Source organism: Streptococcus sp. HMSC074B11, assembly GCF_001808705.1.
GTDB lineage: Bacteria > Bacillota > Bacilli > Lactobacillales > Streptococcaceae > Streptococcus.
Map to the genome: position 1 here is coordinate 21021 of NZ_KV794273.1, position 11602 is coordinate 32622.

General features: G+C 40.3%; 10 protein-coding genes and 1 tRNA gene. 3 read left to right on the plus strand and 8 right to left on the minus strand.

Annotated elements, in window-relative coordinates; all coding sequences use genetic code 11:
- Positions 1 to 12: 12 nt before the first annotated feature.
- Positions 13 to 210, plus strand: a complete 198-nt coding sequence (locus HMPREF2619_RS10780) for a ferredoxin (RefSeq protein ID WP_080979354.1) — start codon at positions 13 to 15, stop codon at positions 208 to 210.
- A 102-nt stretch (positions 211 to 312) separates the two neighbouring features.
- On the opposite strand, the gene HMPREF2619_RS05140 is transcribed toward HMPREF2619_RS10780, so the two are convergent.
- The 6 genes from HMPREF2619_RS05140 to HMPREF2619_RS05165 form a co-directional block, all read right to left on the minus strand.
- The gene (locus tag HMPREF2619_RS05140) at positions 313 to 1263 is read right to left on the minus strand and encodes a glycosyltransferase family 2 protein (protein ID WP_075230676.1); all 951 of its coding nucleotides are present in this window, start codon (positions 1261 to 1263) and stop codon (positions 313 to 315) included.
- Positions 1247 to 2266, minus strand: coding sequence for a UDP-glucose 4-epimerase GalE (galE, locus tag HMPREF2619_RS05145; protein WP_070459662.1), 1020 nt, complete (start codon positions 2264 to 2266; stop codon positions 1247 to 1249). The genes HMPREF2619_RS05140 and galE overlap by 17 nt, the downstream gene beginning before the upstream one ends.
- Before the next feature lie 103 nt (positions 2267 to 2369).
- Positions 2370 to 3467: an NAD(P)/FAD-dependent oxidoreductase gene (locus tag HMPREF2619_RS05150; RefSeq protein ID WP_070459665.1), complete on the minus strand. Its 1098-nt coding sequence runs from the start codon at positions 3465 to 3467 to the stop codon at positions 2370 to 2372.
- A gap of 16 nt (positions 3468 to 3483) precedes the next feature.
- Entirely contained in the window at positions 3484 to 4281 is a 798-nt protein-coding gene (locus tag HMPREF2619_RS05155; protein ID WP_070459668.1) for a Nif3-like dinuclear metal center hexameric protein, read from the minus strand.
- Positions 4268 to 4945 (minus strand): tRNA (adenine(22)-N(1))-methyltransferase, encoded by a 678-nt coding sequence (locus tag HMPREF2619_RS05160; RefSeq protein ID WP_070459671.1) that lies wholly within the window; start codon positions 4943 to 4945, stop codon positions 4268 to 4270. Before HMPREF2619_RS05160 ends, HMPREF2619_RS05155 begins: the two co-directional genes overlap by 14 nt.
- A gap of 101 nt (positions 4946 to 5046) precedes the next feature.
- A complete protein-coding gene (locus tag HMPREF2619_RS05165) occupies positions 5047 to 7383 on the minus strand; it encodes a cation-translocating P-type ATPase (protein ID WP_070459673.1) in 2337 nt (778 codons plus the stop codon).
- Between the two features lie 130 nt (positions 7384 to 7513).
- Here HMPREF2619_RS05165 and HMPREF2619_RS05170 point away from each other — a divergent pair, with 130 nt between their 5' ends.
- Together HMPREF2619_RS05170 and HMPREF2619_RS05175 are read left to right on the plus strand one after the other, a co-directional pair.
- Complete coding sequence (locus HMPREF2619_RS05170) at positions 7514 to 8269, plus strand: lysophospholipid acyltransferase family protein (protein ID WP_070459677.1); 756 nt, start codon at positions 7514 to 7516, stop codon at positions 8267 to 8269.
- 112 nt (positions 8270 to 8381) lie between these two features.
- Positions 8382 to 8454 (plus strand) — tRNA-Thr (locus HMPREF2619_RS05175).
- A gap of 506 nt (positions 8455 to 8960) precedes the next feature.
- Here HMPREF2619_RS05175 and pyk read toward each other — a convergent pair.
- Both pyk and pfkA read right to left on the minus strand, forming a co-directional pair.
- Positions 8961 to 10466, minus strand: a complete 1506-nt coding sequence (pyk, locus tag HMPREF2619_RS05180) for a pyruvate kinase (RefSeq protein WP_014713116.1) — start codon at positions 10464 to 10466, stop codon at positions 8961 to 8963.
- A gap of 65 nt (positions 10467 to 10531) precedes the next feature.
- Positions 10532 to 11539, minus strand: a complete 1008-nt coding sequence (pfkA, locus tag HMPREF2619_RS05185; protein WP_070459680.1) for a 6-phosphofructokinase — start codon at positions 11537 to 11539, stop codon at positions 10532 to 10534.
- Positions 11540 to 11602: the final 63 nt, after the last annotated feature.

Here is an 11602-nt window from a genome sequence, read left to right on the forward strand (position 1 = left end):
TACAATATAAATATGAAAATCACACTTATACCTGAACGATGCATTGCCTGCGGGCTATGCCAAACCTATTCTGATTTATTTGATTACCATGATAATGGTATAGTGCGTTTCTATGATGATCCTAATCAACTAGAGAGAGACGTCCCAGCTAGTGAAGAGCTACTGGAAGCTGTAAAACAGTGTCCCACTCGCGCGCTCATCAAAGATTAATTTGTCATCAGTGGTGATTCGATTTCCAAATACCACTTCCTCTAGTTTAGCATATTTTTCCAGAAAATTATAGTCTTTTGAAGGACTTATTTTTAGCAAATCTTATCTTGACTCACTCTGTTCTTTTATCAGATAGAGGGGTCTTTTTTTCGTTTCCAGATAAATTTTACTGATATATTTTCCGAGAATCCCAATCGTCAATAATTGGACACCACCAAGAAATAGAATGACAGCCATCAGAGAGGTCCAACCAGAAGTTGGATTGCCAAGTAAGAGAGTACGGACAACTACAAACAGTGTCATCACCAAAGCCAGAAAACATGATGAAAGACCCGCAACAAAAGCTAATATCAAAGGAAAATCTGAAAAATTCACAATCCCTTCGATAGAGTAGAAAAAGAGTTGTCTAAAGCTCCAACTAGTCTTACCCGCCCGCCTTTCAACATTAGGGTATTCTAGATAGTGAGTGTGAAAACCAACCCAGGCAAAGAGCCCTTTGGAAAAGCGATTGTATTCTGTCAATTCCAACACTGCATCCACAACTGTTCTTCTCATCATTCGAAAATCACGGACACCCGATGGAAGAGCCACTGGGCTAATTTTTTGCATGAAACGATAAAAAAGATCGGCGCAGAAACTACGTAAAACGGGTTCCCCGTCTCGACTAGTTCTCCTAGTTCCAACACAATCCAAGTCTGGATTCTGATCTAGTAGTTCTTTCATCTCAAGCAAGAGGCTTGGTGGATCCTGAAGGTCTGCATCCATAACCACCACCAAATCTCCACTTGCTTGTTGTAAACCTGCATATATGGCCGCTTCCTTCCCAAAATTTCGCGAGAAAGAGATATAATGTACTGCAGCATTTTTCTCTCGATAAACCTTTAGAACGTCCAAAGTCTTATCAGTCGAACCATCATCTACAAAAATGTATTCGATTTCTGTTCCCAAATCTGGGATCAGTACTTCAAGAGTTTGATAAAAAAGAGGAAGTACTTCCTCTTCGTTTAAACATGGGACTATGATTGAAATCATCATCTTAGTCTTCAAATCCATTTGGATGTTGACTTTGCCAACGCCATGCGTCTTGACACATCTCTGTAATACCAAGTTCTGCTTCCCATCCTAGCTCTTCCTTAGCTTTTGCTGGATCTGAGTAGCAAGCTGCAATGTCACCTGGGCGACGTTCAACAATACGATATGGAATAGGACGTCCGACTGCTTTTTCCATATTTTGGATAATTTCAAGAACTGAGTAGCCTTTTCCTGTACCAAGGTTGTAAATGTTTAGTCCTGAACCTTTATGAAGCTTCTTAAGTGCCGCAACGTGCCCTTTTGCTAGGTCAACGACGTGGATATAGTCACGTACACCTGTTCCATCTTCAGTATCGTAGTCGTCTCCAAAGACCTGAACTTGTTCCAACTTACCAACTGCAACTTGTGTCACATATGGAAGAAGGTTATTTGGAATACCGTTTGGATTTTCACCCAAATCACCGCTCTTATGCGCACCAATTGGGTTGAAGTAACGAAGTAAGACAACGTTCCACTCTGAATCTGCTTTATGGATATCTGTCAAGATTTCTTCCAGCATAAGCTTGGTACGGCCATAAGGGTTGGTAGCTGAAAGTGGGAAATCTTCTAGGATTGGAACAGTATGTGGATCTCCATAAACTGTTGCTGAAGAACTGAAGATAATGTTCTTACAGTTTGTCTCTTCCATAACTTTCAAGAGACTGACAGTTCCAGCGATATTGTTATCATAGTAGGCAAGTGGGATACGTGTAGACTCACCTACAGCTTTCAAACCAGCAAAATGAATCACACCTGTTGGCTCTTCGTGTTTGAAAATATCGCGAAGTGTATCCGTATCTCGGATATCAGCTTCATAAAAAGGAATCTCAACTCCTGTAATTCTTTCCACTACTTCAAGACTTTTACGACTACTGTTTACCAAATTATCCACGACAACTACTTGGTGTCCAGCTTGGACCAATTCAATGACAGTGTGAGTTCCGATAAAACCTGCTCCACCTGTTACCAGAATTTTTTCTTGCATTTTATTTCCTCAATTCTTGGATTATTTTTTTCATTTTACCATTTTTGATAGGGAAAGTCATTTACTTTCCTAAGACTATCGTAAAAACTAGGTAAAAGGTTTACTATTGTTTCTTTTGAATGTATCTTTCAGTCGGATAATCTGCTGGATCCAATACTCCTTTTCTCCCTTGAAGCATTTGAGCTAGATGATAACCGATAATAGGACCAGTCGTTAACCCTGAAGATCCTAGACCACTTGCTGTATAGACTCCTGATAAGTTTGGAACCTGTCCGAAAAATGGAGAAAAGTCACTCGTATAAGCCCGAATTCCTACACGTTCACCAGATAAAACTGCATCCTTTAAACTCGGATAAAATGGACTCGCTACCTCAGCCATTTGTTGGAGCAAATTTTTATTGACTGTAAGATCAAATCCCATGTCATTCTCATGGGTAGCTCCTAGAGATAACTTACCTCCAGGAAATGGTATCAAATCCCACTCACCTTCCGGCATGACAACAGGATAGCTTGCCATGTCTAAATCAACCTGATAATCTCTAAGTTGACCTTTTTGAGGACGAACATCCACCTCATAGCCTAAAGGCTCCAAAATGTGTTCAAGCCAAGCTCCCGTAGATAAAATTACTTGATCAAACATTTGATTGTCTATCTGATAACCTGATAATAAAGGAGTTAGACTAACCTCTTTCTTTACGACCTTAACCTGACTGGCATCCAGTAAACGACTCACTAGGAGTTGCCCATCTACTCGAGCTCCACCAGAAGCATAAAGCAATCTCTCAAATCCCTTTAGACCAGAGAATAACTTACTCGCAGATTCTTGATCCAGAATGGCTAATTTCCCTATTAAGGGAGATTCATCTCTACGTTGCAAGGCTAGTTGATAGAGTTCCTCTAGTTTGGACTCATCTTTTTTAAGAAGAAAGACTCCTGAGCGTTGGTAAAAATCAACTTTTTGACCCGATTTTTCTAGGTCAGCTAATAAATCTACATAGAAATCAGCTCCTAGGCGCGCCATCTTATACCAAGCCTTATTGCGTCGTTTAGAAAACCAGGGGCTTATAATTCCTGCCGCTGCCTTGGTCGCTTGTCCGTGCCCATGATCAAAGACAGTTACTTCGATATCAGTTTCTTTATAAAGATAGTAGGCAGCCGTTGCCCCTACAATTCCTGCTCCTACAATGGCAACTTTTTTCATTGTCTTTACCTTCTAACTAGATATGATGGAATGGATTGGTGGATGCCTGACTTGCGATAACCTCTAAAGGCCAATCATTTTCTTCCTTCCATTCGTTCAGGAACGCTGCAATTTTTTCAACAAAGAGAACTTCAATATAGTGTCCTGGGTCCAGAGCCAACAAACCGTCTGACAACATATCTTGGGCAGTGTGGTAATAGATGTCACCAGTAATGTAAACATCTGCTTCTTTTGCCAAAGCATCAGAGTAGAAAGACTGCCCACTGCCGCCACAAATAGCCACTCTTGAGATTGTCTTTTGCAATTCAGTCTCTTTATAATACACCATTCGAAGGCTATCTAGATCAAAGATTTCCTTAACATGATCTGCAAATTCTTTAAATGTTTGAGGTCTAATAGTTCCAATACGTCCGATCCCACGTTCAGGACCTGTCTCCTGTAGGTACGTTGTATCCTTAATATCTAACAATTGGCAGAACCAATCATTAAGACCATTTTCAACGATATCAATGTTTGTATGACTGACGTAAACTGCAATATCATGCTTGATGAGGTCGATATAAATTTGATTTTGAGGGCGACTAGCTACCAAGTCCTTGATAGGACGAAAGATAGGCGCGTGCTTGACGATAATCAAATCGATACCCTTTTCAATTGCTTCAGCGACTGTCTCTTCACGAATATCAAGGGCAACCATGACCCTTTTGATTTCCTTGTCTAGGGTACCAATTTGCAGACCACGACTATCACCTTCCATAGAAAATTCTTGTGGACAATAAGTTTCATAACGCTTAATCACTTCACTTGCTTTCATGAAGCACCTCCTTGATGGCTTGAATTTTATCTGCCAGAACCTGACGTTCTTCTTGATTTTTTTCTGGAATTTGACTAAGGGCAAACTCAAGCTTGCTGGCTTCTTTTTGCCATTTCTGAACAAATACGGGACTGACTTCTTTGGGCAAGAATGGACCAAAGCGGGTATCTCTTTCTGACAATTTCATTTCACCAGCTTCTGCAACTATGATCTCGTAAAATTTCCCAGCTTCTTCTAGGATACTTTCTGCCATAATTTGAAAACCGTGCTCTTGTAGCCAGCTGCGTAACTCATCTTCTCGGTTATTTGGTTGAAGAATCAAACGCTCAACATTGGCTAGTTTGTCCAATCCTTCTTCTAATATCGTAGCAATCAAGTGACCTCCCATCCCAGCAATAGTGATAACAGAAACCTGGTCACTTTCTTCGAAAGCTGCTAAACCATTGGCTAAACGAACCTGAATTTTCTCAGTCAAGCCATGGCTCTCAACATTTTTTACAGCAGATTGATAAGGACCTACTACTACCTCTCCTGCAATAGCACGTTCAATACGACCTTTTTCAACTAGTTCAATCGGTAAATAAGCATGGTCGCTACCGACGTCCAGCAAAACAGCTCCTTGGGGAACAAAAGAAGCTACTGTTTCTAATCTCTTTGAAATCATCTTCTCTCACTTTCAAAAACTCTATTTCCCTTTATTATACCATATTTTATCTAGCAGTCCTGCACCTAAAAAAGACCGCAATCATGGATTGCAGTCTTTCTTTATCTTTTAACTTGATAACGACTTGTCAGTATGAAAATCACAATAAAGACGAGCATCATAATACCATAGACAGGCAATGTTTGACCTGTAAGTGTTGAAATTTCAAGCAATTTTTGGATTCTTGGAAATAGAGCTGTCCCAAGGAAGCCACCTATTGACCAAATAATCAAAAGTACACGCCACAGGCTAAATGGCAAGCAGGCTCTAACTACAGACATGAAACCAATCGATGCCAACAGATAATACAAAAGTGTCGAAATTTCAATGGCTGACCAGCTTTGACTGGTTCCAAAAATTTTAACAAAGAGAACACTAAAGACTACCATCAAGGCACTTGGTAAAGCTCGAAGCATGGATTTTCTGAGGAAGTTTTGTTCCACAGGTTTGATATTTCGTTCAAAAGTTAATACAAACGGTGGGAATCCTTCCACAAACTGGTCAATCATGGTTATCTGAATCGGAATGAATGGGAAAATCAAAATCCATTCAGTACGTCCCAACAATGCACTCGCAATACAGATAACTGCTAACAAGAAAGAATAGATGGTCTTAATTAAGAAAATTGGAGCAATGTGGGCAATGTTATTGACCACACGACGACCTTCGAAGAGAATCTCAGGAACATCATTGAAATCTGAATTCAAGAGGACCAGATTTGCAATCTGACGAGTTGCTGGGTCTCCTTCAGCCATAACAATGGAACAGTCTGCCTCACGGAGAGCTAGGATATCATTGACACCATCCCCTGTCATTGCTGTAGTATGTCCTGCTTTTTTCAGAGTTTGGATGATTAGTTTCTTTTGATGAGGCGAGACACGTCCGAAAATGGCTGTCTCCTCAGCCATGGCAACCAACTCTTCATCAGTAATTTTCGAACAATCTACATAACTCTGATAGTCTGCAAAACCTGCTTTTTGGGCAATACTTGAAACAGTGACTGGATTATCACCAGAGATAATTTTCAATCCCACTTCCTGAGAACGAAGATAGTCTAGCGTCTCAGCAGCACCTTCTCGAATCGGATCTAGAATCTCAAGCAAAGCCAAAGCCTGAATATCAGATGGCTTTTGCGGCTTGTGATGGTCAAGTTTTTCTTGACTGAGCGCTAACACCAAGACACGAGATCCTCGTTCAAGAGCTTCTCTAGCTTCAGAAACTTCAGCACCCAACAACATCTCCGGTGCGCCTAGGAAAACAGTTCCTAGACCTTCCAACTCCATTGCTCCCCATTTTCGATCACTTGAAAATGGAAGGCTAGAAATCATCGGATAAGCTACCTCTCCCGCAAAACGCTTTCGAATAGCTTGAGCTGTTGGATTTTTATCCTCACTGTGTGCCATATAACTAGTTAGTATTTTGACAATGGCATCTTGATCGTAAGCTTGAGTAAGAGGAAAGACCGTCTCAACCTGCATCTTCCCTTGTGTGATTGTCCCTGTCTTATCCAAGCAGAGCATATCCACGCGTGCTAAGGTCTCAACAGAATACATCTCCTGTACCAAAACCTTTTTCAAACCAAGCTTGATAACAGCGGTTAAGAGAGAGGTGATAGTCAAGAGCGCGATTCCCTTAGGCAACATCCCCAAAAGGGCTGTAGATGAATTCACTACAGAAGACTTCAGTGGTAAACCTTTCAAGACCAAAGCTTCAAGCAAAAGAGCAATTCCAAATGGAATAATGACTTTCCCAGTAAAGCCAGCTAACTGGTCTAGCGATTTCATGATACGTGAGTTGATCGGTTTAACAGTCTTAGCTTCAAGCATGAGTTTGGCTGCATAGTTATCTACCCCTACATGATGAACTTGAGCAATGACAGAGCCACTTGCAAGAAAGCTACCTGACAACATTAGGTCTTCTACTTCTTTTTGCACCAAGTCGCTCTCGCCCGTTAACATGGCTTCATTGACTTCTGCAAAACCTTCTAATACAATGGCATCACTTGGAATCTGATCTCCTGCTGACAAGCGAATCACATCGTCTAAAACAAGTTCTTCAGGGTCCAAAGCTATCTCTTGTCCATCACGAATTGTCGTAATTTTTTCTTTATTCAAGAGATTGAGTTTATCAACCATATGTTTAGCTCGTAGCTCAGTTACAATCCCAGAAAATGCATTAAAGCAGATAACCGCAAAGAAAACTAGGTTACTCCAGGCTTGAACAAATGCGAGTGCTAAGGCAATAGCAAAGTTTAAAGCATTGAAGAGAGTAAAAACATTTCGTTTTACAATCTGCCAAGTACTGGTACTAGCTGATGCTTTGAAATCATTGACTTGCCCCTGTTTCTGACGTTCATTAACTTCTGATTGGCTTAAGCCTATAATTTTATTTTTATCCATACTCTCTATCATATCATTTTTTTTTGAATAATTCTAATTTCATATAAAGAGCTTTTCCGTCTATACAAAAAAATTTGCCTGTCCTACAACGATAAGGTATAATAAAAGAAAGAAATTTGAAGGAGACACCATGTTTTATACTTATCTTCGTGGACTCGTTATGTTGATTCTCTGGTCTATCAACGGTAATGCTCATTATCATAATACCAATAAAATTCCGAGTCAAGATGAAAACTATATCCTAGTCGCTCCCCATCGTACCTGGTGGGATCCTGTCTACATGGCATTTGCGACCAAACCGAAACAATTTGTTTTTATGGCTAAAAAGGAACTTTTCTCCAACCGAATCTTTGGTTGGTGGATTCGTATGTGTGGTGCCTTTCCTATTGATCGGGAAAATCCTAGCGCTTCTGCTATTAAGTATCCTATCAATGTCCTTAAAAAGAGCGACCGATCTCTCATCATGTTTCCAAGCGGTAGTCGTCATTCTAACGATGTCAAAGGTGGCGTAGCTCTGATTGCTAAAATGGCCAAGGTTCGCATCATGCCAGTTACTTACACTGGTCCAATGACCTTAAAAGGACTCATCAGTCGTGAACGTGTCGATATGAACTTCGGAAATCCTATCGATATCTCAGACATTAAGAAAATGAATGATGAAGGAATTGAGATGGTTGCTGAACGTATCCAATCAGAATTCCAACGTCTGGATGAGGAAACAAAACAATGGCATACAAATAAAAAACCAAATCCTTTGTGGTGGTTTATTCGCATACCAGCACTGATTGTTGCTGTCTTAGTTGCAATTGTTACCATCATCTTTAGCTTTATCGCAAGTTTTATCTGGAATCCAGAAAAAAAAACAAAATCAATTAGGTTAGAATAAAATGGCTGAGGGATATTCTCTTAAGCCGTTTTAGTTTGACTGACAGCTAATTACTTTTAAATAAAACATTTTATTGACAAAGATTTGATTCTATAGTATACTTTTTAAGTAAGCTGATTTAGCTCAGTAGGCAGAGCGCATCCATGGTAAGGATGAGGTCGCCGGTTCGATCCCGGCAATTAGCATTGTGTAACAGTTCCTTTTTATAGGATTTTTTTATTGACTTTTTTTCGACTTTATAGTAAAATGAAATTTGCGATGAGTCGATATGTAGCGAGAGCTACTATTGAGCAAAGGAGGTCATAACGCAGGAGCGGACCTTGAGAAATTGTGTGAACCGATTTCTCACATGGAGATGCCTCTCAAGCTTTCTGGTTTTTCCAGAGAGCTTTTTTTATTTTCCTAAACACTACTAAACCCTATCTTTTAGCAATCCTTTCTGCACAAATAGTAATAAGCTCAAGCCTCAATCATACACTTATAGACTTATTACCCAAAAAATCCTAGCTAGGTTTAGTCATAAAGATAGAAAGATGACCATTGTAGTCAATAATTATAGCAAAAGTTACAGGGCAAACTGTATTATATACCTTAGCATTGAAAGGAAGGGGATATATTTTGCCCCTCGTCACAAAAAAAGACCTATCATACAAGCTATAAAGCTTGATATGGTAGGCTTTTTAATATTAGATTAACGTACAGTGCGGATACGCATTGTGTTAGTACGAACTGCTTCACCAAGTGGCACACCTGCAACGATAACGATATCGTCACCAGATTGTACAAGACCTGCTTCAACTGCTTTACGTTCAGCAATTTCGAACATGTCATCAGTTGATGATGGAGCTTCTGTCAACATTGGGATAACACCCCAGTTCAACATCAATCCACGTTCTGTCAATTCGTCAAATGTCAATGCCAAGATATCAGCATTTGGACGGTATTTAGAGATCAAACGTGCTGTGTGACCAGTCTTAGTAAGAGTTACAACCAATTTAATGTCCATTGAGTTTGTAGCATCTTTAACTGCTGAAGCCATAACTTCTGTCTTAGAGTTACGTTCAAATGAATCTGAGTTCAAACGTCCGTATTCGTTAAGAAGAGTTTGAGCGTTCTTATCGATAGTTGCCATTGTACGAACAGACTCAAGTGGGTATTTACCATTTGCTGACTCACCTGAAAGCATTGTAGCATCAGTTCCGTCGATAACAGCGTTAAATACGTCTGATACTTCTGAACGAGTTGCACGTGGTTTTTCAGTCATTGTTTCAAGCATGTTTGTTGCAGTGATAACAACTTTACCAGCAGCGTTCACTTTAGTGATGATCATTTTTTGGTAAACTGGAACCATTTCGAATGGTACTTCGATACCCATGTCACCACGAGCGATCATGATACCGTCAGCAGCTTCAATGATTTCATCCAAGTTATCGATACCTTGTTGGTTTTCGATTTTAGCGAACAATTGAACGTGACCGTTACCAGTTTCTTCACAGATTGCACGAACTTCATTCACGTCTTTTGCAGTACGTACGAATGAGATCGCGATGAAGTTGATACCTTGTTCCAAACCGAAGCGGATATCAGCGTTATCACGTTCAGCAAGAGCTGGGAAAGGAATTTTAGTGTTAGGGATATTTACACCTTTTTGTTTAGCGATAACACCGTCATTTTCAACTTCAACGACAAATTCACGAGTTGCATCGTCTTTTTCTACAACACGAAGACCAAGTTTACCATCGTCAACCAATACTTGACGACCAACTTCAACATCATCATAGATGTCAAGGGCTCCAGCAACGTTCAAAGCAATCACTTCACGAGTTGATTTGATTCCTTGTTTAGTTGCAACACGGATTTTTTCACCAGTTTTGTATGAGTACTCTTTAGCTTCTCCTTCGAACAATTCAGTACGGATTTCTGGTCCTTTAGTATCAAGAAGGAAACCAACTTTTTTACCTGCAAGTTTTTCTGCAAGTTTAACAGTTGCCATACGATCACCTTGTTCTTGGTGGTCACCGTGTGAGAAGTTGAAACGGAAAGTGTTAGCTCCTGCTTCAATCAATTGAGCAATGTTTTTAGCTGAAGCTTCAACGTCAAGTTTTTCACCCCAGTATCCGTCATCACCAAATTTTTTACCACCGCGGATTTCTACCGCAGGACCCAAAGTTGCAACGATTTTTACACGTTTGTTCATGATTTTGTGACTCCTTTATATAATTCGACCTTTTATGGTCATTTTACCAGTTTAGTTAAAGTTGATTAAGACAAGCTCTTGTTTAAAGCAGAAAGTTCAATATCAGCTTTGTGAGGGTTGTTAACAACGATCTTACCATCAACTGTTAGGCTAAATAAAGCTCCTTCTTCTGCAGTTCCAAGAATTGGATTTTCAACCATTTTCTCATTGCGAATACCAACAGCGACACCACCGATTCCTTGTTTAAGGAGTTTAACAGCATGTGCACCCATGCGTGACGCCAATACACGGTCACGAGCAGTTGGTGATCCACCACGTTGGATGTGACCAAGTTCAGTTACACGAAGATCGCTTGTATCTCCAGCTTCTTTTAGTTTTTGACCAAATTCTGCCGCTGACATAACACCTTCTGCCAAAACGATAATGTTGTGTTTCTTACCGTGTTCATATCCAGCCTTGATACTTGCTACGATGTCTTCCATCTTGAATCCTTCTTCAGGGATGATAATTTCATCAGCACCTGTTGCAATACCAGCCCAAAGAGCGATATCACCAGCGTTACGTCCCATAACTTCAATTACAAATGTACGACGGTGACTTGATGAAGTATCACGAATCTTATCGATGGCATCCATCGCAGTTGTAACTGCAGTATCAAATCCGATTGTGAAATCAGTACCTACGATATCGTTATCGATTGTTCCTGGAAGTCCAATAGCAGGGAATCCATGCTCAGTCAAGCGCATAGCTCCGTGATAAGAACCGTCACCACCGATAACCACGACACCTTCGATACCGTGTTTTTTCAACTGCTCAATCCCTTTAAGTTGACCTTCGAGTTTTGCAAACTCAGGGTAACGAGCAGAGTGAAGGAAAGTACCACCACGTGAAATGATGTCTCCCACTGAAGCTGCATCAAGTGGATAAATTTCGCCGGCAACCATACCTGCGTATCCATCATAGATACCAAAAACTTCCATTCCTTCTGAGATTGCTTGACGAACTACTGCACGGATAGCAGCATTCATACCAGGGGCGTCTCCACCACTAGTCAAAACAGCAATACGTTTCATTTGGTTTTGCTCCTTTTTCTTTAACATTCTAACTGATTATACCATAATTAAAGTTAAAATTCT